A 24,379-nucleotide genomic window follows, 5' to 3' on the forward strand; every position below is an offset into this window, starting at 1 on the left:
ACCGCCCCGCCGGCACGGACCGCGCGGCCGTAGCGACCCGCTCGGCGGCCGGTCGACGCCGTGTCGACGACGCTCCCCAGCGATCCGCTCACCGCTCACCACCGCGCGCGCAGCCCTCCGTACAGCAAGGAGCCACTCCCCCATGACGGACACCCTCCGTGACGATTCCGTTGATCCTGCTCACTCATTGGTACTGCACGCCACTGACAACGGCGTCTCGTGGATCACCCTCAACCGCCCGGAAGCGATGAACGCCGTCACCTGGGACCAGCGCGAACGCATCATCGCGCTGCTCGACGCGGCCTCCGCCGACCCCGCCGTCCGGGCCGTCGTCATCACCGCCACCGGCCGCGCGTTCTGCGCGGGAGCCGACCTCAGCGGGGGCGCGGCCGCACCCGGCGAGCGCGTCGCGGGCGATGTCGCCCGGACGATCCGGCGCGGCGCGCAGCGCCTGGTCGCCGCCGTCCTGGACTGCGAGAAGCCGGTGATCGCCGCGGTGAACGGCACCGCGGCCGGCATCGGCGCGCACCTGGCCTTCGCCTGCGACCTCGTCCTCGCGTCCGACCGCGCGAAGTTCATCGAGGTCTTCGTCCGCCGCGGTCTCGTGCCCGACGGGGGCGGCGCGTATCTGCTGTCGCGGCTCGTCGGCCCGCAGAAGGCGAAGGAGCTGATGTTCTTCGGCGACGACCTTCCGGCGCCCGCCGCGGAACGCCTCGGCCTCGTCAACCGCGTCGTCCCCGCCGACGATCTGCAGAAGACCGCCCGCGACTGGGCCGAACGCCTCGCCGCCGGCCCGACCCGTTCCATCGCGCTGACCAAGCAGCTGGTCAACGCCTCGCTGGACGGCGACCGTTCGACGGCCTTCGCGGCGGAGGCGGCCGCCCAGGAGATCAACATGACGACGGACGACGCCCAGGAAGGCGTCCGAAGCTTCGTAGAGCGCAGATCCCCACAGTTCGGCGGCCGGTGACGGCGCGAAGCGGGGCGCGGATCCCTCTTTCCATCTGACGTACCGTCAGGTTCAATGGTCGGTGTGATGGGACACGCAGGGATGGCGGCCACCGCCGTCCGGTACCTCAGGTCGGTCGGAGCCGCCACGGCGGCGGCGCCCGTGGAGCCGCTGCCGCGCCCGGACTTGCGGACCGTGGGCCCGGACGAACGGGCACCGGTCAATCCGGCGACGTTCCGCAGGGTACTGGGCACGTTCGCATCCGGGGTGACGATCGTCACCGCCCCCGGGGCGGCGGGACCGACGGGGTTCGCGTGCCAGTCCTTCGCGTCGTTGTCGCTCGATCCGCCACTGGTCGCGTTCATGGTGGCGCGCACTTCCACGACCTGGCCGAAGATCGCGCGGGCCGGCGTCTTCTGCGTCAACATCCTCGGCGACGGGCAGAGCGCGCTGTGCCGCGGCTTCGCCGTGAGCGGAGCGGACAAGTTCGCGGGGGTCGACTGGACGCCGGCGCCCGTCACGGGGTCGCCGCGACTGGCGGGCGTACCCGCGTGGATCGACTGCACGATCCACGCCGTGCACACCGGCGGCGACCATCTGATCGTCGTCGGACGGGTCGACGAACTCGGCTGCCCGGAGCCCGCCGACGCGGACGGAACCACCCCCGAGGCCGGGCCGCTGCTCTTCTACCGTGGACGATTCGGCCGGTTCGCCCAGTAGTCCCGACGCGAGCACCGCGACAGCTCACACCGGCACCGCGACCGGGAGCCCCTTCGACCGTCCCCGCCGGATCACCAGGACCATCAGCGCGGCGACCGCGCACAGCGCGCCCGAGCTGTACCAGACGACGTCGTAGGAGCCGAAGGCGTCACGCGCGACACCGCCCAGGAAGGCCACGACGGCGGCGCCGATCTGGTGCGCGGCCAGGACCCAGCCGAAGACGATGGCGCTGTCGTCGCCGTAGTACTCACGGCACAGCGCGATGGTCGGCGGAACCGTGGCGACCCAGTCTAGGCCGTAGAAGACGATGAAGACGATCATCGGCGGGTGCACGGCGCCGGCCATCAGCTGGGGCAGGAACATCAACGACAGTCCGCGCATCCCGTAGTAGACGGCGAGCAGCCGGCGCGGCTCGAAGCGGTCGGTGAACCAACCGGACGCGATGGTTCCGGCGATATCGAAGATCCCGATGACGGCCAGCAGCGAAGCCGCTGCCGTAACCGGCATCCCGTGGTCGTGGGCGGCGGGTACGAAGTGGGTCCTGATCAGGCCGTTCGTCGACGCTCCGCAGATCGCGAAGGATCCCGCGAGCAGCCAGAAGGGGCCCGTACGGGCGGCGACCGACAGCGCCCTGAGCGCCCGCCGCGCCGCGCCGCGCACCGGCACCGGCTTCGGGGTGAACTCCGGCGCGCCGTACGCCGACAGGCCGACGTCGGCGGGGTGGTCACGCAGCAGCAGCCAGACGAACGGGACGACGGCGAGCGCCGAGAGGGCGACGGTCGCGGCCGCGGGCCGCCAGCCGTGCTGCTCGACGATCCAGGAGAGCAGCGGCAGGAAGACCAGCTGTCCGGCCGCGCCGGCCGCCGTCAGGATGCCGGTCACCAGTCCGCGGCGGGTGACGAACCACCGGTTGGCGACGGTGGCGGCGAAGGCGAGCGCCATGCACCCGCTGCCGATGCCGACGAGGATGCCCCAGCAGAGGATCAGCTGCCAGGTCTGCGTCATGAAGGCGGTGAGGCCGGCGCCGAGCGCGATGGTGGTGAGCGCGGCCGCGACGACGCGGCGGATGCCGAATCGATCCATCAGGGCGGCGGCGAACGGTGCGGTGAGTCCGTACAGCGCGAGGTTGATGGAGACCGCGAAGCCGATCATGCCGCGTGACCAGCCGAACTCCGCGTGGAGGGGCTCGATCAGCAGACCGGGCAAGGAGGCGAACGCGGCCGCGCCGATGATCGTGACGAAGGTGACGGCCGCCACGAACCAGGCGCGGTGAATCCTGGGCTCGCGGCCGGGGGCGGGCGCGGCCGCGGGGCTTCTGGGGGCTGCCGGTATCGGATTCTGTGGAGGAGCTTGAGGTGTCTGCGTCACACGGTCAGCTTCGGGCCTGTGCCGATGCCGGACGAGTGGCCGGATGGCCACGATGTGAAAGAATCGGGCCATGGCGACTTCGGGCGAGGGCGGACACACCATCGGAACGGGAGACGAAGCGGCCGCCGGCGCCTGTGCGGGACCGTTCCGGCACCAGGACCGGCACCGGGTGGCAGTCCTGGTGATGTCCGGCGTCATCCCCTTCGAGCTGGGGATCCCGGCCCGGATCTTCGGCGGCGCCAGGACCCAAGAGGGCCGGAAGCTCTACGAGGTCGTGACCTGCTCGGCCGTGCCGGGGCTCGTCCAGACCGACGCGGACTTCCCGATCGTCGTCGAGCACGGGCCCGAGGCCTTGGAGGCGGCCGACACCGTCGTCGTCCCCGCCACGCACGAACTCGACGACCTCTACGTCTCCGGCCGGCTGGGCGGCCCGCTGGCCGCCGCCTTCGCGCGCATCAGGCCCGGCACCCGCGTCGTGTCGATCTGCACGGGCAGCTACCTGCTGGCCGCCGCCGGTCTGCTGGACGGCCGGCCCGCCACCACGCACTGGGACAGCGCCGACCACTTCCAGCGTCTCTTCCCGCAGGTCAGGGTCGATCCCGACGTCCTGTACATCGACGACGGCGACATCCTCACCTCTGCCGGCGTCGCCTCCGGGATCGATCTCTGCCTGCACATCGTGCGCCGCGACCACGGCACGGCGATCGCGAACGCCGTCGCCCGCCGTACCGTCGTCCCACCGCACCGCGACGGCGGCCAGGCGCAGTACATCCAGCGTCCGCTCCCCGAACCGCAGCAGGCCGGCACCGCGGCGGCCCGCGCCTGGGCGCTGGGCCGTCTCGACCAGCCGCTCACGCTGCGCGAACTCGCCGAGCGCGAGTCGATGAGCGTACGGACCTTCACCCGGCGGTTCCGTGAGGAGGTCGGGATCAGCCCCGGGCAGTGGGTCGTGCAGCAGCGCGTCGAACGCGCCCGCCATCTGCTGGAGTCCAGCGACCTGAGCGTCGACCAGGTCGCGCACCAGGCCGGGTTCGGCACGGCGACATCCATGCGGCAGCACCTGCACGCGGCGCTGGGCGTCTCACCGTCCGCCTACCGCCGCACCTTCCACGCCACGCCCACCGCCTGAACGCCCCCTGGGCGTACGAGCCCGTCAGAACGTGAGTACCCCCCGGGCCACCCGGCCGTGGTGCGCGTCGTCGGCGGCCTTCGCGAAGTCCTCGACGGGGTAGGTCTCGGTGACCAGCTCGTCGAGCAGCAGCCTGCCCTGCCTGTACAGCTCCGCGTAGAGCGCGATGTCGCGCTGGGGGCGGGACGAGCCGTAGCGGCAGCCCAGGATGGACTTGTCCAGATACATGGACGACACCAGGAAGCTCGCTTCGGCGTCGGCCGGCGGGACACCCAGCAGGACGGCCTGGCCGTGCCGGTCGAGGAGGTCGACGGCCTGCCGGATGAGTTTGACGTTGCCGACGCATTCGAAGGTGTGGTCGGCGCCGGTCGGGAGCAGCTCGCGGACGGCCGTGACGGTGTCGTCCACGGCGGACGCGTCGATGAAGTCGGTGGCGCCGAACTGCCGGGCCACGTCCTCCTTGGCGGGGTTGGCGTCCACGGCGACGATCCGGGTGGCGCCCGCTATCCGGCACCCCTGCAGGACGTTCAGACCGATTCCGCCGGTGCCGATGACGACGACCGTGTCCCCCCGGTCGACCTTCGCGCGGTTGAGCGCGGCGCCGACGCCCGTCAGGACGCCGCAGCCGATCAGTGCGGCGGAGGTGAAGGGGATCCCCTTCGGAATCTTGACCGCCTGGACGGCCTTGACCACGGTCTTCTCCGCGAAGGCCGAGTTCGAGGCGAAGTTGAACAGGTCCTTGCCCTGCCGGGAGAAGGGCTTGCCCGGGTAGCCGATCGCCTTGCGGCACATGGTCGGACGGCCGCGGTCGCACTGCGCGCACGTGCCGCAGTTGGCGAGGGTCGACAGCGACACGTGGTCGCCGGGCTCCACGTGGGTGACCCCGGGGCCGACCGCCTCGACGATGCCGGCGCCCTCGTGGCCGAGGACCACGGGGACGGGGAACGGGATCGTGCCGTCGATGACGGACAGATCGCTGTGGCACAGGCCCGCGGCCTGGATGGCGACCAGCACCTCACCGGGGCCGGGGCCGCGGACCTCCAGGTCGTCGACCACCTGGGGCTGCGTGCCGTCGAAAATGACGCCTCTCATGGACTGTCCTGTTCCCTCGAGGGCCTTCACGTTCAGGAAGGCCAGACGACCGATTGCAGTTCGCTGTACGCGTGCAGTCCGAACGAGCCGCCGTCCCGGCCGACCCCGCTCTCCTTGAAGCCGCCGAACGGCGTCTCCGGGTGGCGCTGAACGGTGTTGATGCCGACGTTGCCGCTGCGCAGGCGGGCGGCGAGCGCCCAGGCACGGCCCGCGTCGTCGGAGAACACGTAGTCGTAGAGCCCGTAAGGGGTGCCGTTGGCGATCTCGACGGCCTCGTCCTCGGTGTCGTAGGCGAGGGCGACGACGACCGGGCCGAAGAGTTCCTCCTGGGCGACGGTCATGTCGGCGGTGACGTCCGCGATCAGGGTGGGGGCGACGTAGAAGCCGGGCTTGAGGTCGGGGCGCTCGCCGCCGGTGACGACGCGGGCGCCCTGCGCGCGGGCGCCGGCGATGTACGCCTCGACGCGGTCACGTTGGGCCGCGCTGATGAGCGGGCCGACGACGGTTGAGTTATCCACAGGGTCCCCGATGATCAAGGCTCCGGCGTACTGTTCAAGGGCGGAGATCACCTGCTCGTACTGGTCGCGGTGGACCAGTACGCGGGTGGGCGCCGTGCATATCTGACCGCTGTGGAAGGCCCAGGTGGAGGCGACCGCCCCGACCGCCGCCTTGAGGACCGCTCCACCCGAATCCGGCAGGACGATCGCCGCACCCTTGCCGCCGAGTTCCATCAGCGTGCGCTTCAGCGTTCGGCCGGACGCTGAAGCGATCGCCTTACCGACCGCCGTCGACCCGGTGAAGCTGATCATGTCGACGCCCGGGTGCGCGACGAGCGCCTCGCCCGCCGCCGCGCCCGATCCCGCGATCACGTTGAACACGCCGTCGGGCAGGCCCGCTTCCTTGCAGATCTCACCGAGCAGCAGGCAGGTGAGCGGGTCCTGCGGGGCGGGCTTGGCCACCACCGTGTTGCCCATCGCCAAGGCGGGGGCGAGCTTTCCCGCGAGGTTGGCGAGCGGGAAGTTGTACGAGGTGACGCAGCCGACGACGCCGACCGGGCGGCGTACGGCGGCGGCGCCGATCAGTCCACCAGGAGCGAGAGGAGAGGCTTTGACAGGTTGTGGGGGCAGCGGGATGACATCGGGTTCGACCGCGCCGCGGGCATAGCGGCGGAAACGGTCGGCGGCCGGCGGGAGTTGCAGGGCGGAGGCGACGCGCGCGGTGGCGCCCGTCTCGGCCTGGAGGAGGGGGACCAGTTCGGCGGCGCGGGCGGAGATCGCGTCGGCTATCCGGTCGAGGACGGCGGCACGGTCGCGCGGGGCGGTGCGCGACCACCCGTCAAAGGCGGCGCGGGCCGCCCGGACGGCCGCGTCCACGTCGGCGGCGCTCGCCTCGGGGGCGCGGCCGACGATCTCCTCGGTGGCCGGGTTGATGATCGCGTAGTGGCCCTGGGCCGGCTCGTGCCACCGTCCGTCGATCCAGTGTGCGTAGCTCGGAGGTACAGGTCGGCTCATGGCCGCGGCTCCTTCGGGAGGCCGAGCACCCGCTCGGCGATGATGTTGCGCTGGATCTCGTCCGAGCCGCCATAGACGGTGTCGGCACGGCTGAAGAGGAACATCCGCTGCAGCGCGTCGAGCGCGTAGGGCTGGGACGGGGTCCAGGCGGTGGGGCCGGTCGCGGCCGCCGCGCCCCGGACCGCCATGGCCAGTTCGCCGAGTCGCTGGTGCCAGCCGCCCCAGAGCAGCTTGGCGACGCTGGGGGCGCCGGACGAGTCGGTGCCCAGGGTGCGCAGGGCGTTCCAGCGCATCGCCCTGAGTTCGGCCCACTGGCGGACGATCCGGGCCCGCAGGACGGGTTCGGTGTCGGCACCGGTGGTCCGGGCCAGGTCGGTGATCTCGCGCAGCTCCTGCTCGAAGCCGATCTGCTGGACGAGAGTGGACACCCCCCGCTCATAGCCGAGCAGGGACATGGCGACGGTCCAGCCGCCGCCCTCCGTCCCGACGAGGTGGTCGGCGGACGCGCGCGCGTCGTCGAAGAACACCTCGTTGAACTCGGCTTCGCCCGACATCTGGCGGATCGGCCGGACCTCGATCCGGCCGGGCTGGTCCATCGGCACCAGGAGAAAGCTGAGGCCGTGGTGCCGGCGCGAGCCGGGTTCCGTACGGGCCAGGACGAAGCACCAGTCGGCGTCCTGGGCGAGCGACGTCCAGATCTTCTGGCCGGTGATCCGGTACCCGCCATCGGTGTCCCGGACCGCCGCGGTGCGGATCCCGGCCAGGTCGGATCCGGCGTCCGGTTCGCTGTAGCCCTGGCACCACAGTTCCGCACCGCGGGCGATCGGAGGGAGGAAGCGGTCCCGCTGGGCGGGGGTGCCGTGGGCGAGGAGGGTGGGTGCGAGCAGGTTCTCGCCGATGTGGCCGGACCGGCCGGGGGCGCCGGATCGCGCGTACTCCTCACCCCAGACGACCTGCTGGGCGAGGGTCGCCCGGCGGTTGCCGTACTCCCCGGTCCAGCCGAGCCCTATCCAGCCGGCCGCGCCGAGGGTGCGCTCCCAGCCGCGCCCGCCCGCAGCCCACCCGTCACGGTGCTCGGCGAGCCAGGCCCGCGCCTGGGCGCGGAAGGAGTCGGCCTCCGGGCCGAACGTGAAGTCCACGGGTCCTCCGGTCGTCGGGCGGGTCGTCGGACGGTTCGTGCGCAACGGGATGGTGGCTACGCGTTCGGCCGTTCCGCCGCGGCTGCTGCCGCGCGCATGGCCTCCAGCTGTTCGAGCATCGGCATCGGGTCGGCGCCGATGGTTCCGGGCAGCACGTCCGCGATACGCTCCGGCGTCCAGGGACCGTCGCCCCAGGCCGACCGCAGTTCCCGCGGCTGCGCCCAGACGGCGATCTTCGGTCCGGCGACGGTATAGACCTGCCCCGTGATGTCGCGGGCGCGGTCGGAGAGCAGGAAGACGACCATGGCGGCCACGTCCTCCGGCTCGCCGATCTCCTTCAGCTCCATGGGCACGTTCGCCGACATGCGGGTGCGCGCGACCGGGGCGACGCAGTTCGCCGTGACCCCGTACTTGTTGAGGCCCAGGGCGGCGCTGCGCACCAGCGAGATGATGCCGCCCTTCGCCGACGAGTAGTTCGCCTGCGAGACGCTGCCCTGGTGGTTGCCGCTGGTGAAGCCGATGAGTGTGCCGGCGCCCTGCTTGCGCATGGCCGCGGACGCGGCGCGGAAGACGGTGAAGGTGCCTTTCAGGTGCGTGGCGATGACCGGGTCCCACTCCTCCTCGCCCATGTTGAAGAGCATGCGTTCGCGCAGGATGCCGGCCACACACACGACGCCGTCGATGCGCCCCCACGTCTCGACGGCCGTGGTGACGATGCGGGCGCCGCCCGCCATCGTCGACACGTCGTCGGCGACGGCGACGGCCTCGCCGCCCGCCGCCTGGATCTCCTTGACGACCGACTCCGCGATCTCGCTCGCCGGTTCGCTCGCACCGTCGATCGAGACCCCGTAGTCGTTGACGACGACCTTGGCGCCCTCGGCGGCGCAGGCGAGCGCCACCGCGCGCCCGATGCCGCGCCCGGCGCCCGTGACGGCGATGACTTTTCCGGTCAGGAAGTTGCCCACGTCCCGCCCCTTCTCATGGTTTCTGACGGACCGTTAGATTCTAGGAGTGAGTACACACCCCAGCACAAGCCCTACGACCAGGAGGCCGCTGTGACGCTTCCCGCCGAGTTCCACGACATCGCCAAACGGATCAACAACTGGGGGCGGTGGGGCGAGGGCGACGAGATCGGCACGCTGAACCTGATCACCGACGACGTGGTGCGCGTCGCGGCCGGGACCGTACGCAGCGGCCGGCGCATCCCGCTGGCCCTGCCGCTGCAGCAGGACGGGGTGCAGACCGGCATGATCCCCGGCCGGGTCAACCCGCTGCGCACGATGGTCGCGCTGAACCTGGAGATGTTCGGCCCGGGGACCATCGCCACCAGCGACGACGCCGTCACGATGGGCTTGCAGGCGGCTACCCACTGGGACGGCCTGACGCACGTCTCGCACTCCGGGAAGATCTACAACGGCCGTCCGGCCGACTCGATCACCGCGCACGGCGGCGCCGCCTTCAGCGGCATCGAGAAGATGACGACCCTGGTCTCACGCGGTGTGCTGCTCGACGTCGCCGCCGCCAGGAAGCTGGACCGGCTGCCCGGCGACCACGCGGTCACCCCCGAGGATCTGGAGGCGGCCGAGGAACTGGCGGGCACCGCGGTCCGCGCCGGGGACGTCGTGCTGGTCCGCACCGGCCAGATGCGCTCCTACCTGGGCGGCGACAAGCACGGCTACGCCTTCCCGTCCCCCGGGCTCTCCATCAGGACGCCGGAGTGGTTCCACGCCCGCGACGTGGCGGCGGTCGCCAACGACACGCTCACGTTCGAGATCTTCCCGCCCGAGATCGAGAACCTCTGGCTGCCGGTGCACGGGCTCGATCTGGTGGAAATGGGTATGCCACAGGGCCAGAACTGGAACCTGGAGGAGCTGTCAGAGGCCTGCGCCGAGGCGGGGCGGTACGAATTCTTCCTGGACGCCACGCCCGAGCCCTTCGTGGGCGGGACAGGCAGTCCGGTCGCACCGGTCGCAGTGCTCTAGACGCTTCAGGCTGATCCGCTGGTCCGTGCGGGTCCGGTCCGCGAGCGGGCGGTCCTTCACTGCCCGGTCCTTCACTGCCCGGTCCTTGACCAACCGGTCCCTGCCGACGGGGTCCTTGACCAACCGGTCGGCCACCCGGTCAGTCGCCCGGTCAGTCGCCTGGTCGGCGGCGCGGTGTGTCACGCCCTGGCGCTCACCGGGCTGCTGGTCGCCGGCCTCCCGGCAGGCGATCCGCTCGGCACGGTCCACCTCGCACCAGATGCGCTTGCCGCCCCCTTCGGGCTGCCAGCCCCACCGGTCGGCCAGCCCGTCCACCAGCTCCAGGCCGCGGCCGCCGGTCTCGTCCCGCTGCGCGTGCCGCGGGGTGGGCGGGCAGTCGCTGGTGTCCGCCACCTCGACTCGGACCGTCGCGTCGGAGGCGTCGGGGAAGAGCATGCGCAGGACGGCCGGACAGCCGGTGTGCACGACCGCGTTCGTCACGAGCTCGGAGATCAGCAGGATCAACGTCTCCGCCAGCGGCTCGTCGGCCCCTATCCCGGAGCCGAGGAGTCGTGAGCGCGCCCATCGCCTGGCCCGGCCCACTTCCGCGGGATCCGCACCGACCTCGAGCTGAACCTGGAGCACCTGCACCGCTCACACCATCCGAACCGGCGGACACATCGCCTCGCGCCACAGGCGGGTCACCGTACGTGACTCCCACGACACACAGCATGATTGACCTACAGTCACCACGACAAGCGCTTCGGGCATATTCCAGCGGAAAGAAGTATGCGGAGCGCATACTGCGCGAAGCACCTTGCGAGGCGTTGCATGCGGAGGATTCGAACACTTAGGCGTCCCACGTGCGGCGCCCGCCCGGCTCCGCCGGCCGCGGCGACCAACTGGCGCCTCTGTACCTCTCGCACCCGATGGAGCGTACCCGAGGAGGACGCCGACTCCAGTCCGTCACGAGTAACGCATCGGACACAACCCGATATCAACGCAGCGTCACCGGTCGTTCACCGGGTCTTCACGGTCTTCAAGGTCTTCACGCGAGCAGCCCCGCCGCCAGCTCCTCCTCGAGACGCTCCGCGTCCCCGCGCCCGGCGGCGAGCACCCAGGACCGCTTGATGTGGAGGTGTACGTCGGCCTCCCATGTGAAGCCCATCCCTCCGAAGACCTGCAGACAGTCCCGTGCGTTACGCGCCGCCGCGTCGTCGGCGAGCAGCCGCGCCGCGGCCGTCTCGAAGCCGTCGCCGGACACCGCCGCCGCGTAGACAGCCGTGCGGGCCATCTCCACCCGCACGAGCATGTCCGCACACAGGTGCTTCACCGCCTGGAACGCCCCGATCGGCCGTCCGAACTGCTCACGTTCCCGCGCGTGTTGCACGGCCATCGCCAACGTCCTGCCGGCGCTGCCGACCTGCTGCGCCGCGGTCAGCAGCGCGGCCTCCCGCCGCAGCGGGGCCGGGTCGACGTCGGTGAGGGGCTCGCCACCGTGGGCGCCACCGTGTGGCAGGTGGAGGGGGGTGAGCGGGTCGGCGGAGCGGATCGCCGCCGCCGGGAATCCGTCCGCCGTGAAGAGCCCGACGCGCGGCACGGACGAAGCCCCGCGCTCCCCCAGCGCCAGCACGGCGTCGACGGCGCCCAGGTGCCCGACCGGGGCGGGCGGCAGCGCCAGGGCCACCAGCAGGTCCCCGGCCGCCGCGCCCGCCGCCACCGGCCCGGGCAGGTGCGTCGCCGCCAGGTGTGTGCCGACCAGCGGACCCGGCAGCAGGACACGCCCGGCCTCCTCGAAGACGAGCACCGCCTCGGGCAGCCCGAGTCCCACGCCGCCGGCCGCCTCCGGCAGCCTGAGCGCGAAGAACCCGGCCGCGCCCAACTCACGCCACAACGCCCGGTCGACCACCTGCGGGCCGCCCGCCACCCGCGGACCGCCCGCCACCGACGTGTCCCCCGCGTCCACCGCCGCCCGCAGCGCCTCGCGCGGAAACCGCCCGGCGAGCAGCTCCCGCACGCCCGTCCGCAGCGCCTCTTGATCTTCTGTGGGTTGGAAGTCCACGGTCAGCCCCCGTTCCTCGGCTTCAGCCCTTCGGGAGGCCGAGGATGCGCTCGGCCACGATGTTCTTCTGGATCTGCGAGGTACCGGCCGCGATCGTGTAGGAGAGCGACGACAGCCGCTCCGCCGTCCACGGATGCCCGGCGTCCTGCGCGAGCGGCCCCAGCACCTCGGCGGCCGCGTCGTACAGCTCCTGCCGGGCGTGCGAGTAGCGCAGCTTGAAGACCGACCCGCCGGTCCCGGGCACTCCCGTGCCGCCCGCCCGCAGCGAGCGCTCCGCCTCGCTGACGTTCCACTGGGTGAGCCGCCACAGGACGGAGAACTCGGCGGCGAGCCGGCCCAGCCTGCGCCGCAGCGCCGGATCGTCCCAGCCGCCGTTCTCCTTCGCGGCGCGCGCCACCTCGCCCAGGACGCGGCGGCAGGCGACGACCTCACCGACGAAGGCGGTGCCGCGCTCGAAGGAGAGCGTGACCATGGTGACGCGCCAGCCGTCGTTCTCCTCCCCCACCCGGTTGGCGACCGGGACCCGCACCTCGTCGAGGAACATCTCGGCGAACTCCGTCGACCCCGCCAGGGTGCGCAGCGGCCGTACCGTGACGCCCCGGGCGTCCATCGGCATCGCCAGCCAGGAGATGCCGCGGTGCTTGGGCGCCCGCGGATCGGTGCGGACCAGCAGTTCGCACCAGTCCGCCACCTCGGCGTGCGAGGTCCAGATCTTCGAGCCGGTCACCACGTACGCGTCGCCGTCGCGGACCGCGCGGGTCCGCAGCGAGGCCAGGTCGGAGCCGGCGCCGGGTTCGCTGAACCCCTGGCACCACACCTCGTCGCCCCGCAGCACCGGCGGCAGCCAGCGCCGCCGCTGCTCCTCGGTGCCCTCGGCGGCGATGGTGGGCCCGGCGTGCAGCAGCCCCACGAAGTTGGCGCCCACGTAGGGCGCGCCCGCGTTCTCCGTCTCCTCGAGGAAGATCAGGTGCTGCACCGGCGTCGCGCCCCGTCCGCCCGCGTCGACCGGCCAGTGCAGGCCCGCGTACCCGGCGTCGTACAGCATCCGCTGCCAGCCGGCGTCGTACGCGCGCCGCCCCGGCCAGTCGCGGGGGTCGGGGCGGGGCGGCAGCTTCGGCAGGACGTCGCGGAGCCAGGACCGCAGTCCGGCCCGGAACTCCTCCTGCTCCGCGGTGTACGTCAGATCCACGCGCGCCTCACCTGCCGGCCTTCGCGAAGGCGGACAGATCCAGGCCCCGGTCGAAGTCGAGGTCGAGCATCCGGATCGCGTTGCCGCGCATGAGCTTGTAGACGGTCTCGTCGTCGAGCCCCTTCATGTGGTCCTCGGCGACCGCCTTGGTGTGCGGGAAGGTCGAGTCCACGTGCGGGTAGTCCGTCTCGAAGGTCGCGTTGTCCCGCCCGACGACGTCCAGCGACGCGACCCCGTGCTTGTCGCGGAAGAAGCAGCAGAAGATCTGCCGGTAGTAGTACGTCGACGGCGGCTCGGGGATGATGTCGCGCACCCCGCCCCAGGCCCGGTGCTCCTCCCAGACGGTGTCGGCGCGCTCCAGGGCGTACGGGATCCAGCCCATCTGGCCCTCGCTGTACGCGAGCTTGAGCGTCGGGAACCTGACGAGGACCCCGCTGAAGAGGAAGTCCATCATCGAGGCCATCGCGTTGTTGAAGCTGAGCGCGGCCTGGACGGCGGGCGGCGCGTCCGGTGAGGCGGCGGGCATCTGCGAGGACGAGCCGATGTGCATGTTCACGACCGTGCCGGTCTCCTGGCACACCGCGAAGAAGGGGTCCCAGTAGCCGGAGTGGATGCTCGGCAGGCCCAGGTGCGTCGGGATCTCGCTGAAGGTGACGGCCTTGACGCCGCGAGCGGCGTTGCGGCGGATCTCGGCGACGGCCAGGTCGATGTCCCACAGCGGGATGATGCACAGCGGGATGAGCCGGCCGCCGCTGTCGCCGCACCACTCGTCGACCATCCAGTCGTTGTAGGCGCGCACGCAGGCGAGCGCGACCTCCTTGTCGTGCGCCTCGGAGAACGTCTGGCCGCAGAACCGCGGGAAGGTGGGGAAGCAGAGCGACGCCTCGACGTGGTTGAGGTCCATGTCCGCCAGGCGTTCCTTGGGGTCCCAGCAGCCGCGGCGCATCTCGGCGCGGGTGATGCCCTCCAGCGTCATGTCGTCGCGGTCGAAGCCGACGGCGGCGATGTTCCGCTTGTACGGGAACTTGAGGTCCTCGTAGATCCACCAGTCGGTCGGCGGGCCGTCCGGGTCCATCGTGATCTGGTACTTCCCCGCGACGTACGCCAGCTCACCGATGCCCGCGGTCAGCGGCTTCGGGCCGCGGTCGCGGTACTGGGCCGGCAGCCACCTGTCGAAGAGGTGCGCGGGTTCGATCACGTGGTCGTCGACGCTGATGATCCTGGGCAGTTCCATCGGCCTCTCCCTGCAGATCTGATGGATCGTCAGATTTAGAGTACGCACGCACACACCCCGCGTCCATCGGCGTCACACCCCTGGACCAGCGGGGTCCCGCCGCATACGCTGCCGCCAGGATCTGACGCTACGTCAGGTTCGGTGACGGTACGGAGGAGACCGGCATGGACCCGACGCAGGAGCCCGGAACGCCGTCATCACGGGAGCCCGGAACGCCGTCATCGCAGGAGCCCGGAACGACCGCGGCCGGCCCGGCGGCCGAGGCCGTGGCGGCCGCGCTCGGCGAGTCGCCGACGCTCTGGGCGCTGGCCGCCCGCCGCGCCGAGCTCACCCCCGATGCCCCCGTCCTCCTCGACACCGACGGCCGCCGGATCACCTTCCGTGAGCTGCGCGACCGGGCGGAGCGCGTCGCCGCCGGCCTTCACGACCTCGGCGTCCGCCCCGGCAGCCGGTTCGCCTGGCAGCTGCCCACCCGGATCGAGACGGTGTTGCTGACCTTCGCGCTCGCCCGGCTCGGCGCCGTCCAGACCCCGCTCATCCCCTTCTACCGGGACCGCGAGGTCGGCTACGCGCTGCGCGAGGCCGAGGCCGAGTTCTTCGCGATACCCGGCCAGTGGCGGGGCTACGACTACGCGGCGATGGCCGACCGCCTCGCGCCGCGCCTCTCCCGGCCGCCGTTGCTGCTCACCGCCTACGACCGGCTCCCCAACGGCGACCCGGCCGTGCTGCCGCGGCCGCCCGCCGACGGCACCTCGGTCCGCTGGATCTACTGGACGTCCGGCACCACCTCGGACCCCAAGGGCGTGCTGCACACCGACCGCAGCCTCATCGCCGCCGGCGGCTGCCTCGCCCACGCCCTGCGCCTGACCCCCGACGACGTCGGCTCGATGGCCTTCCCCTACGCCCATGTCGCCGGGCCCGACTACACCGTGATGCTGATGCTGTACGGGTTCCCCGCACTGCTCCTGGAGCACTTCGCGCTGCCCGGCTCGCTCGACGCCTACCGGGAGCACGGCGTCACGGTCGCGGGCGGCAGCACCGTCTTCTACTCGATGTTCCTCGCGGAGCAGCGCAAGGACCCCGGCCGCAAGCTCATCCCCAGCCTGCGGCTGCTGGCGGGCGGCGGCGCGCCCATGCCGCCCGAGCTGTACTACGAGGTCACGCGGGAGATGGGGTGCCGACTCACGCACGGCTACGGCATGACCGAAGTCCCCATGATCACGATGGGCGCGCCCGACGACACCCCCGACCACCTCGCGACCACCGAGGGCCGTCCGCCGGCCGCGATGGAGGTCCGCATCACGGACCCCGACGGCAAGCCGCTGCCCGCCGGTACCGACGGCGAGGTCAGGCTGCGCGGCGAGGCCGTCTGCCAGGGCTACCTCCACGCCGCCCAGAGCGCCGCGGTCTTCGACCCGGACGGCTTCCTCATCACGGGTGACCTCGGCCGCCTCACCCCGGACGGCTATCTCGTCCTCACCGGCCGGCTCAAGGACATCATCATCCGCAAGGGCGAGAACATCTCCGCCCAGGAGATCGAGGACCTCCTCTACGAACACCCCGCCGTCGCCGACGCGGCCGTCATCGGCCTGCCCGACCCGGAGCGCGGCGAACGGGTCTGCGCCGTCGTGGAACAGCCGTCCGGCGCGCCGCCGATCACCCTCGCGGACATCACCGGATACCTGCGCGAGCACGGCCTGTCGGCCCACAAGCTGCCGGAACAACTGGAGGTCGTGGACGCCCTCCCCCGCAACGACGTGCTCCGCAAGGTGCTGAAGTTCAAACTCCGGGAGCGCTTCGGGAGCGCGGCACCGTCCTAGAAGCGGCGCCGAGCCCTCCTGGATACGGGGTGAAACCGTCCTGGCTGCTCCCGCGACCTCGGGCGTGGACGGAACCGCCGGAGGGAGATTTCGGGATGATGACGATTTTCCGGCGTATTCCTCCTTTCAGGTTTGGCGAGCCGTGACAGCTGCGGACGACCCTGCCCCGACAGCCGCTAGTCTGCGTCTTCCGACCACGTAACTTCCGGGACGCGTCGCCGAGTTGACGGCGCAGGACGTCCGGCCACGTGGCGCGACCAGGGGCTCGGGAGGCGGACGTGGCGGACGCTACGGACAGTGCGGTTGCGGAGCAGAGCGGTCCGCGGGACCGTCGGCCCGGCCGCGTACAGGCGCAGGTGCACGCGGCACGGCGACTGGGCGAGGCCCGCATCGCGCTGGCCGCGGGCGACGCGGCCACCGCGGCGGACCGGTTCCGCGCGGCGCTCGCCACCGCCGGGGACCACGAACTCCCGGACGAGCGGGTCGCTGCCCTGCTCGGGCTGGGCGACTGCGCCCTGGAGACCGGCGAACTCACGCTCGCCCGCGAGCACTTCGAGGCCGTGGAGAAGTTGCTCGGTGGTGAGCCGCCGGCACGCCGGGCCGCCGCGGTCCGGGGGCGGGCGGTCTCCCATCTGCTGGCGGGAGAACTGCGCTACGCGTGCTACCTGCTGGAGAACGCGATCGACGGGCTGCACGCCGCCGGAACCCGGGACCCGGACGCGCTGCTGCTCCTGCACACGGCCGTGATCGCCCCCTACATGGACATGGGCGCCCACGCGCGCGCCGCCCAGGCGGCCGAGCTCGCCCTCGCGCTCGCCCCCAGCGCCACCGATCCAGCGCTGATCGCCGGGATGCACCGCAGTGTGGCCCGCACCATGATCGCCGAGGGCCGGATCGTCGAGGCCGACGCCTCGCTCGCCAAGGCGCAGGAGCTGTACCAGCGGCTGGGATTCCGCTCCGACCTCGCGAAGTGTCACTGGATGCGCGGCTACGTGCACGCCCAGGGCGGCGACCTGGAGCAGGCGGAACGCGAACTACGACTCGCCCGCGACATGCTGGCGGCCCAGCGGTCCGCGCTCTTCACCGATCAGGTGGAGGTGGAGCTCGCCGACGTCCTGCGCCGGCGCGGCAGCCACACCGAGGCGGGCGAGCTGCTCGCCCGGCTCCTGGACCGCATCGGCCCCGAGCGCGGCGCCATCCACGCGGCGGGGGCACACCGGCTGCTCGGTCTGATCGCGCAGGAGGAGGGCGAACTCGACGCCGCCGAGGAGCATTACGTCAACGCGCTGTCCCTGCTGGAACGCGCCGGCGCGGCCGGCGATCTCGCCGACCTCTGCCGGCTGCTGGGGGATCTGCTGCGCAGCACCGGACGGGTCGAGGCCGCCCTGGACGCCTACCGCACGGGCCTCGGCCACCGGGCCGCGATCGGCACCACCACCCTGGGCCCTGCCCCGGCGAAGCCGCAGGCCAGGCCGTCGGCGTACTGAGCCGGTCCCCGGTGATCAGGCGGATATCGGCTGGGCCGAGTCGTCGGTCGCGGCGGCGAGGTCCGGGTAGACCTCGAAGAGGCGGCGGACGCCGAGGGCGGCGAGCACCCGGTTGACGTGGGACCCGTCGTCGGCGGCGCCCTGGTCGGGCAGGACGATGCGGAGCCGGCCCGCGCACGAACGCATCAGGCGGCGTGCGGCGATCAGCACACCCACTCCGCTGGAGTCGCAGAAGCGCACCTCCGCGAGGTCGAGGACCACGCTGCGCCGCCCGTCGGCGACCGCCTCGTGCACGTGCTGACGCACGGTGGGTGAGGTCAGGAGGTCCATCTCGCCCGTGACGGTCACCACGGCCCAGCCGTCCCGTTCGGCGCGTGTCACTTCCACTGCGTCCCACCTCGCGACGTCGCCGGGAGCAGCCCGGCCACCCTGGCGGTCCGCTGAGGCCCGGAAGGCCGCTCCTCGAGGAATTGCGACAGCGTCATCATGTGAACCCTATGCCCGGAATCCCGCACAACCGAGCAGTACAGCGGTCACACCCGCATAACACATCGCCAGAAGCGGTCCGAAACGGCGGCAGGATGGCGCAAAGGGGCATCCGCTGTCGTAGGTGGCGGCTACATTCGAGCTGAAAGGGCCGGAGGCCGTGCGGAGTCCGAGCAGCCGCCGGTGCCGACGGACGGGCGGGACCGGCGCGCGGCATCGGCGGCGGCGAGGGGAAGGGGCGGCGGCATGGCCACACCGGCACCACCCCGCTGGGACCGCAGGATGCAGCAGCGGCTGGCCCGTGGCGAGGAAGCCGCCCTCGGCGAGCTCTACGACCGGTACGCGTCGCTGGTGCACAGCCTCGCGCACCGCGTACTGGAAGACGACGAGGCCGCGAACCACATCACCCGCGACGTCTTCGGCTTCCTCTGGGAGAACCCCGACGCCTACGACCCCCGGCGCGGCTCCCTGCGCTCCTGGATCGCCGCGCTCACCCAGCGCCGGGCCGTGCAGCGGCTGCGCCACGAGGAGAGCCGCGGCCGCGGCAGCCAGGAGGAGGTCGAGGCGAAGGTCCGCGAGGCCACCACCGCCGCCCGCGCCGACTTCATCGTCACCTCCATGCCGGCCCCGCTGCGCGATGCCCTCGAACTCGCCTACTTCCGGCGGCGCGACTACCGGCAGACCGCCGCCGACCTGGGCGTGACCGAGGACGAGGCCCGGCGCCGGCTGCGCCTGGGCCTGCAGCTGCTGTCCACCGCGATGGCGCCCGCCGCGCACCCGGGCCTCGAAGCGGGCTTCGACGCGGGCTTCGACAGGCGACAGCGGTGAACGCCGGGACGGCGGGCACCGGGCGGGGAGAGCTCTCCCCGTACGACCACAGCACGCTCAAGTCCCTGCTCGGGGCATGGGCGCTGGCCGCCTGCTCACGCGACGAGTCGCTCGCCGTCGAGCTGCACCTCACGGACTGCGCGGCCTGTGCCGACGAGGCGCTGCGGCTGCGTGACGCCGTCGGCCTGCTGCACCAGGAGGAGACGCTCGACCTCGATCCGCAGCTGCGGTCCCGGGTGCTGGCGGGCTGCCTCGACCGCCGCCCGGCGCGCGTCCCCATGCCCCGGTGGGCCGGCCCGTACGACGCGGAGACCGCCCGGCTGGACGCGCTGCTGCGCGATCTCGGCGACGGCTATTGGGACGCGCCGGTGGAGCTGCGCTGGTACGAGGAGAAGCGGGTGGCTCGCGAGGTCTCCGTCGCGCAGGTCATCGGCCATCTCTGCGCGGTGGACGGCCTGGTGGCGTCCGCGCTCGGGCTGCCCCTCGACGAGCTGCCGCTCGATCCCGCGCGGCGCACCGAGGGATACTGGGCCACGGCGCACGCCGTGCCGGGAGCTCCGCTGCGTACCGCCTGGCGCGAGCAGGGCCGGACGCTCGTGCGCACGGTGTCCTTCGCCGGGCGCGGGACGGGCGGACTGGACGTGCCGTACGGCGGGTTCACGCTGCCGCTGCGGGACGCGTTCCTCGACCGGGCCTTCGAGTGCTGGATCCACGCCTGGGACATCGCCGAGGCCGTCGACTACCCGTACGACCCGCCGGCGCCGCGCGATCTCCACCCGATGATCGACCTGGCCGCGCGGATGCTGCCCATCGCCATCGCGGGGCGCCGCCGCGCCGGGCTCACGGCCTCCCCGGCCCGGCTCACCGCCGCCGGCTCACCCGGCCGGTCGGTGCACCTCGAGATCGAGGGCCTGGGCGGGGGCGACTGGTACATCGCCCTGGACACGCCCGGCGCGCCCGCCACCGCCGGGGAGGCGGTGGCCCATGTCGCCCTCGACAGCGTCGAGTTCTGCCAGCTGGCCGCGGGACATCTGGAGCCCGAGCGGATAGCGGTGGGCCAGGACGGGGACCGCGAGGTCATCCGCGACGTGCTCTTCGCCGCCGCGTCACTGTCGAGGCTGTGACGCGGCGGCTCCGCACCCGCCGCCGCGAACGGTCGGCGGGTTACTTCTTCAGGTGGTCCAGCCACGGGTGCTTGCGCGGGACGCACGCCTTCGGGTTGGTGTACGCCGGGCACTTGCCGTCCAGCTTCGGCGTGGTGTGCGCCAGCATCACCCGGTAGGCGGGGAACAGCTCCCGGCCCGGCATGTACTTGTTGGCGATGGCGGAGCCCGACATCCCGAACAGCAGCAGCAGGCACGCGAGGACCCCGGCGTGCAGCGGCAGCCGCGCCCGCAGACCGCCCCCGCCGGCCGTGGCCCCGGCCGCGGGCGACCCGGCCGTCGTCAGCCTGGGCAGCTGAATCCGCAGCTGGATCCGCTTGAGGCGCTGCACCCCTAGGTAGATCGCGAACCCGCACAGCACCAGCAGGCAGTACATGATCTGCCACGACGTGCGCGGCCACAGCTGCACGGCGTGGTCCCGGTACATGTGCGACGCGTACCACAGACGCATCACCCAGGCGCTGGCCATGCAGGTGGCGGCGACGACGACGACCGACCGGCGGGCGCCCAGGATGAGCGCGGTGCCGAGGCCGATCGCGAGCAGGATGGCGAAGAGACCGACGCCGCCCAGCTCTCCCAGCGGCGGCCACTGGTCGGGCTTGCCGTTCTGCACCCAGAGCCAGATGGAGAAGTAGCCGGGGTCGGTGTCGGTGTCCACGTACATGTACCGGTCGACGTTGTCGGTCGACATCAACAGGAGCTTGGCCAGGGTCCAGCCGGCGACGGCGAGGAAGACGACCGCGGTCGAGCCGAGCAGGATCAGCGCGCGCTTCGGTCCCGACTTCCAGGGGAAGTAGGCGAGGGTGAGCACGACCATGCCGGCCGCGGACCAGACGAACCACCCCGAGTAGAGCAGGAAGTCCGCGCCGATCAGCAACCCCAGTCCGGCTCCGACCTTGATCAGGCGGCGCGGTTCGGTGACCGGGCTGCGCCGCAGCGCGCTCAGCAGCAACGCCAGGGCCGGGATGAAGATGAAGAGCGACAGGTTGCCGTAGGGCTTGTACGGATCGATCAGCGGCAGGGTTGGGACCACGCCGATGATCAGCGCCCACACCGGGCTCAGCAGCGTCCGCCACATCAGGTAGGCCAGCGGGCCGATGACCGCGACGGTGACCAGCGAGAGCGTCTGGAGCGCGTAGCCGGTGTTGCCGTCGTAGAAGAGCTTGGCCCAGGCGGCGAGCAGCCAGATGTAGAGCGGCGGGTACCCGGAGTCGTCCGGGATCCCGTGGCCGGTGGCCACGGAGTGGGCGTACTTCTGGATGACCGAGGAGTCCGAGATGACGCCGTTGATGGGCCACGGCGTGCCGTGCAGGGCCACCGCCACACCGCCCGCGATCAGGCCGGTGAACAGGCCGGCGGTCGCCGCGCAGGCCAGGCGCACGGCCCAGGTGTAGGTGACGGGACGGCAGAAGCGCTGGATCAGCAGCACCGCGACGACGATCGCGATGGCGATGACCATGAACGGGAGCAGCATGGCGGCGAGGCCGCTGACCTGTCCGGGACGCTTCATCGGGTTGACGTGGATGGTCTTGCTGTACAGCAGGAGCAGGGCGGCGGCGGCCATGGCCACGCCCGCCTCGGCGAGCAGCCCCACCCACCGGCGCCCGCCGGGGGCGACGGCCTGATCGGCCGGGTCCCTCCGGATCAGATTCCGCGGCCGCCAGTTCAACGTCGTCATCAATGCTCCGTAACTTGTCGGCCACCCCCCGTTGTGGCTGGGGGCCACCGGCTGCCGCACACACGTCGATCGAGATCGGGGTCGAGGATATCGGACCGCCTGTCCGCCCCGCGGTGTTCTCCGGGGCCCGGGACCGCTGACGGGACCGGTCCCGGGCTGGAACGGTGACGGAAGGTCAGGCAGCGCCCGCGCGGCCACCGCCGATGGGTCCGAACGCGTGTCGGAACATCGCGCGGGTGCTTCCCCTGGGGCCGCGGCGGACCGTGGCCGGCAGCAGCGTGACCGCGTGCAGGCGGGACGACCAGTACCAGCGTGCGGCTTTCGCGGCGCGCTTCCAGCCGTGGGCCGTCATCCGCCGCGAGGTCGCCAGGAAGAACCGCCGCGCCTCGTCGAAGCGGTCCCCCGTCAGGGCTTTCGCGGACGACTCGCTGACGGCGTGCCTGCGGTACCGGAACGACACGGTGTCCGTGACGACCAGCGAAGCCCCGTCGAGCAGCAGGTCGACGACGAGCGCCAGATCCTGGATGACGCCGAGGTCGGCCTGGAAGCGGAACTTGCGCATCGCCTCGGTCCGCCAACAGATGGACGGGAAGTAGAGCCAGTTGCCGCGCAGCAGGCTCACGGCCAGTTCCTCGCCGGTGAGGGTGAGGGGGCGGCGGCCGCGGGGGGCGTAGAGCCGGTCCTTGGTGGTGTCCGCCAGGGTCCGGGACGGCCGTCCCTCGCCGTCGATGACCTCGACGCCGGGCTGCACCATGGTCGCCTTCGGCTCATGGTCCAGGGCCGCGCGCACCGTGCGCAGGTAGTTCGGGAGCAGCAGGTCGTCACAGCCCATGAGGACGGTGAACTCGCCCTCGGACAGCTCCACGCAGCGGTTGAAGTTCCCGGTCACCCCGAGGTTGTGCTCGTTGCGGAGGTAGTGGACGCGGTCGTCACCGAGGGCGGCGAACCACTCCGGTACGCCCGCCTCCTTGCCGTCGTCGACCACCGTGAGCCGCCAGTCGTCCCCGTCCAGGGCCTGCACGCTGCGGACGGCGTCCTGCATGACGGCGACATCGCCGTAGTACGGCATCAGGATGTGGAAACGCGGTTCGGCCGAGCCGCCGGCCGGATCCCGGTCGGTCATGCCGTCACCATCGTGTGCGGCGCCTGGGACGGCACCCGGCGGATCAGCGCGAGCAGCAGGACCAGGCCGGCGCGGGCGAGGTAGACCATCGCGCGCAGCGGCGAGTGGCTCGGCTTGCCCGTGGTGCGCGGCCGCATCGCGACCGGGACCTGCCGGACGGTGTAGCCGCAGCGGATCGCGCCGACGGTGCTCTCCACGGTGTCGCCGAGGTACTCCACCGGGTACCAGCCGGCGAAGAACTCGATCAGATCGCGGTTGCAGGCGCGGAACCCGGAGGTCGCGTCGGTCAGCCGGGTGCCGGCCAGCCGGGACAGCACTCCGGACAGCAGCCGCATCGCCCAGCGGCGCGGGCCGCGGGCCTGGTACTCGCCCTCGCCGCCGAACCGGGCGCCGACGACCAGATCGGCGTTGTCGAGCTCGCGCAGCAGGGCCGGCACGTAGCTGGGGTCGTGCTGGCCGTCCGCGTCGATCTGGATCGCGACGTCGTAGCCGTACTCCAGCGCGTAGCGGTAGCCCAGCCGCATGGCGCCGCCGACGCCGAGGTTGTAGGGCAGGCGGGCCACGTTCACCCCCTCCGCCGCGGCGACCTTCGCCGTGCGGTCGGTGGAACCGTCGTCCACGACGAGGATGTCCGCGTCGGGCAGTTCCTTGCCGATCTCGCTCAGGGTCGTCGCCAACCCGGCGTCCTCGTTCCACGCCGGCACGATCACCAGCACCCGTCGGCCATCGATCATGCCCGGGCCTCGCGATCATCCGAAAGTGTGGTGGCGGCGGCGGTGATGTCGTCGTCGGAGCCGGCGCTGTCGTCGGCGTCCCGGTCCGGTGTGCCGCCCGTGCCCGGCGTTCCGGCGACCGGCTTCACCGCGCTCGCGGGCATCGGATCGGCGGTCTGCGCCAAATGCGTTCTGATCAGTGCCACTTCCTCGGCCAGGGTGCGCGTCTCGGCTTCGAGACGGCTGGACTCCCAGCTCAGGTGCAGTGTGACGAGCAGCACGAGGACGAAGCCGGCGAAGAGCACGAGGCTCACGCCGGAGGCGACGCCGAGCTTGTTGGCGATCGAGTCGAGCCAGGTCGGGAAGAACCCGAGCGGTGCGATGATCAGGCCGATGAGCAGCCAGAGGGCCGCGTATTTCTCGCGCAGTTGCTGGCGACGCAACAGTTCGACGATGCATGCGAGCACCGCCAAGCCGGTCACCGAGGTAAGTACGGACAATTGCACGATTTTGCCGTCTTTCCGGTCGGAGTACGGGGCCGCCGCACCATACCGAAGTCCGGTGACGTTCAGGGATTGGCCGGCTACCTGGCAGAGGGCGAAGAAGACGTCGCGCCGATCCGCGACCGGTTGGCGACGTCACACACGCTGCCGGACACGGCGCTCATGGTACCTCCTGGCCACAAGAGCCGAAACCCGGGCGGGCACCGACCCGGGGCCCTCCGGAC

21 protein-coding genes and 1 pseudogene are annotated in these 24,379 nt (G+C 72.0%); 8 read left to right on the forward strand and 14 right to left on the reverse strand.

Features of this window, described 5'->3' with window-relative positions:
- Positions 1-142 precede the first annotated feature (142 nt).
- Complete coding sequence (locus M2266_RS15045; RefSeq protein ID WP_277438662.1) at positions 143-970, forward strand: enoyl-CoA hydratase-related protein; 828 nt, start codon at positions 143-145, stop codon at positions 968-970.
- A gap of 66 nt (positions 971-1,036) precedes the next feature.
- Positions 1,037-1,669 carry a flavin reductase family protein gene (locus M2266_RS15050; protein WP_277438663.1) on the forward strand — a complete coding sequence of 211 codons (633 nt, stop codon included), beginning with the start codon at positions 1,037-1,039 and terminating at the stop codon, positions 1,667-1,669.
- Positions 1,670-1,693: 24 nt separating this feature from the next.
- On the opposite strand, the gene M2266_RS15055 is transcribed toward M2266_RS15050, so the two are convergent.
- The gene (locus M2266_RS15055) at positions 1,694-3,001 is read right to left on the reverse strand and encodes an MFS transporter (protein ID WP_277441213.1); all 1,308 of its coding nucleotides are present in this window, start codon (positions 2,999-3,001) and stop codon (positions 1,694-1,696) included.
- Positions 3,002-3,221: 220 nt separating this feature from the next.
- Here M2266_RS15055 and M2266_RS15060 point away from each other — a divergent pair, with 220 nt between their 5' ends.
- Positions 3,222-4,166: a helix-turn-helix domain-containing protein gene (locus M2266_RS15060; protein ID WP_277441214.1), complete on the forward strand. Its 945-nt coding sequence runs from the start codon at positions 3,222-3,224 to the stop codon at positions 4,164-4,166.
- A gap of 24 nt (positions 4,167-4,190) precedes the next feature.
- Here the strand turns inward: M2266_RS15060 and M2266_RS15065 are convergent, their stop codons facing one another.
- Genes M2266_RS15065 through M2266_RS15080 form a run of 4 tightly spaced genes read right to left on the reverse strand, consistent with a single transcriptional unit; the run spans position 4,191 to position 8,873 of the window.
- Positions 4,191-5,258, reverse strand: a complete 1,068-nt coding sequence (locus M2266_RS15065) for a Zn-dependent alcohol dehydrogenase (RefSeq protein ID WP_277438664.1) — start codon at positions 5,256-5,258, stop codon at positions 4,191-4,193.
- Between the two features lie 32 nt (positions 5,259-5,290).
- Complete coding sequence (locus M2266_RS15070) at positions 5,291-6,769, reverse strand: aldehyde dehydrogenase family protein (protein WP_277438665.1); 1,479 nt, start codon at positions 6,767-6,769, stop codon at positions 5,291-5,293.
- Positions 6,766-7,908 (reverse strand): acyl-CoA dehydrogenase family protein, encoded by a 1,143-nt coding sequence (locus M2266_RS15075; RefSeq protein ID WP_277438666.1) that lies wholly within the window; start codon positions 7,906-7,908, stop codon positions 6,766-6,768. The genes M2266_RS15070 and M2266_RS15075 overlap by 4 nt, the downstream gene beginning before the upstream one ends.
- A gap of 56 nt (positions 7,909-7,964) precedes the next feature.
- Positions 7,965-8,873, reverse strand: coding sequence for an SDR family oxidoreductase (locus M2266_RS15080; RefSeq protein WP_277438667.1), 909 nt, complete (start codon positions 8,871-8,873; stop codon positions 7,965-7,967).
- A gap of 90 nt (positions 8,874-8,963) precedes the next feature.
- Here M2266_RS15080 and M2266_RS15085 point away from each other — a divergent pair, with 90 nt between their 5' ends.
- Complete coding sequence (locus M2266_RS15085; protein WP_277438668.1) at positions 8,964-9,890, forward strand: cyclase family protein; 927 nt, start codon at positions 8,964-8,966, stop codon at positions 9,888-9,890.
- A gap of 240 nt (positions 9,891-10,130) precedes the next feature.
- Here M2266_RS15085 and M2266_RS15090 read toward each other — a convergent pair.
- From M2266_RS15090 to M2266_RS15105, 4 genes and pseudogenes are all read right to left on the reverse strand, one after another.
- Positions 10,131-10,520: pseudogene (locus M2266_RS15090) on the reverse strand (ATP-binding protein); the annotation flags it as partial.
- A gap of 397 nt (positions 10,521-10,917) precedes the next feature.
- Positions 10,918-11,931, reverse strand: coding sequence for an acyl-CoA dehydrogenase family protein (locus tag M2266_RS15095; protein WP_277438669.1), 1,014 nt, complete (start codon positions 11,929-11,931; stop codon positions 10,918-10,920).
- A gap of 22 nt (positions 11,932-11,953) precedes the next feature.
- The gene (locus tag M2266_RS15100; protein WP_277438670.1) at positions 11,954-13,120 is read right to left on the reverse strand and encodes an acyl-CoA dehydrogenase family protein; all 1,167 of its coding nucleotides are present in this window, start codon (positions 13,118-13,120) and stop codon (positions 11,954-11,956) included.
- A gap of 7 nt (positions 13,121-13,127) precedes the next feature.
- Positions 13,128-14,354 carry an amidohydrolase family protein gene (locus M2266_RS15105; RefSeq protein ID WP_277438671.1) on the reverse strand — a complete coding sequence of 409 codons (1,227 nt, stop codon included), beginning with the start codon at positions 14,352-14,354 and terminating at the stop codon, positions 13,128-13,130.
- Between the two features lie 164 nt (positions 14,355-14,518).
- On the opposite strand from M2266_RS15105, the gene M2266_RS15110 reads away from it, so the two are divergent.
- Both M2266_RS15110 and M2266_RS15115 read left to right on the forward strand, forming a co-directional pair.
- The gene (locus M2266_RS15110) at positions 14,519-16,174 is read left to right on the forward strand and encodes an AMP-binding protein (RefSeq protein WP_277438672.1); all 1,656 of its coding nucleotides are present in this window, start codon (positions 14,519-14,521) and stop codon (positions 16,172-16,174) included.
- A 278-nt stretch (positions 16,175-16,452) separates the two neighbouring features.
- A complete protein-coding gene (locus M2266_RS15115) occupies positions 16,453-17,661 on the forward strand; it encodes a tetratricopeptide repeat protein (RefSeq protein WP_277438673.1) in 1,209 nt (402 codons plus the stop codon).
- Between the two features lie 15 nt (positions 17,662-17,676).
- Here the strand turns inward: M2266_RS15115 and M2266_RS15120 are convergent, their stop codons facing one another.
- Positions 17,677-18,042, reverse strand: a complete 366-nt coding sequence (locus tag M2266_RS15120) for an STAS domain-containing protein (protein ID WP_277441215.1) — start codon at positions 18,040-18,042, stop codon at positions 17,677-17,679.
- 351 nt (positions 18,043-18,393) lie between these two features.
- Between M2266_RS15120 and M2266_RS15125 the strand changes: the two genes are divergently transcribed.
- Positions 18,394-18,975 (forward strand): sigma-70 family RNA polymerase sigma factor, encoded by a 582-nt coding sequence (locus M2266_RS15125; protein WP_277438674.1) that lies wholly within the window; start codon positions 18,394-18,396, stop codon positions 18,973-18,975.
- Positions 18,972-20,099, forward strand: a complete 1,128-nt coding sequence (locus M2266_RS15130) for a maleylpyruvate isomerase N-terminal domain-containing protein (RefSeq protein WP_277438675.1) — start codon at positions 18,972-18,974, stop codon at positions 20,097-20,099. Before M2266_RS15125 ends, M2266_RS15130 begins: the two co-directional genes overlap by 4 nt.
- Before the next feature lie 40 nt (positions 20,100-20,139).
- Here M2266_RS15130 and M2266_RS15135 read toward each other — a convergent pair whose 3' ends face one another.
- From M2266_RS15135 to M2266_RS15150, 4 genes are all read right to left on the reverse strand, one after another.
- Complete coding sequence (locus tag M2266_RS15135; RefSeq protein ID WP_277438676.1) at positions 20,140-21,816, reverse strand: hypothetical protein; 1,677 nt, start codon at positions 21,814-21,816, stop codon at positions 20,140-20,142.
- A gap of 175 nt (positions 21,817-21,991) precedes the next feature.
- A complete protein-coding gene (locus M2266_RS15140) occupies positions 21,992-22,939 on the reverse strand; it encodes a glycosyltransferase family 2 protein (protein WP_277438677.1) in 948 nt (315 codons plus the stop codon).
- The gene (locus M2266_RS15145) at positions 22,936-23,673 is read right to left on the reverse strand and encodes a glycosyltransferase family 2 protein (protein WP_277438678.1); all 738 of its coding nucleotides are present in this window, start codon (positions 23,671-23,673) and stop codon (positions 22,936-22,938) included. The genes M2266_RS15140 and M2266_RS15145 overlap by 4 nt, the downstream gene beginning before the upstream one ends.
- Complete coding sequence (locus tag M2266_RS15150; RefSeq protein WP_277438679.1) at positions 23,670-24,158, reverse strand: DUF2304 domain-containing protein; 489 nt, start codon at positions 24,156-24,158, stop codon at positions 23,670-23,672. Before M2266_RS15150 ends, M2266_RS15145 begins: the two co-directional genes overlap by 4 nt.
- Positions 24,159-24,379: the final 221 nt, after the last annotated feature.

This window comes from Streptomyces sp. SPB162 (assembly GCF_029504575.1).
Taxonomy (GTDB): Bacteria; Actinomycetota; Actinomycetes; order Streptomycetales; family Streptomycetaceae; genus Actinacidiphila.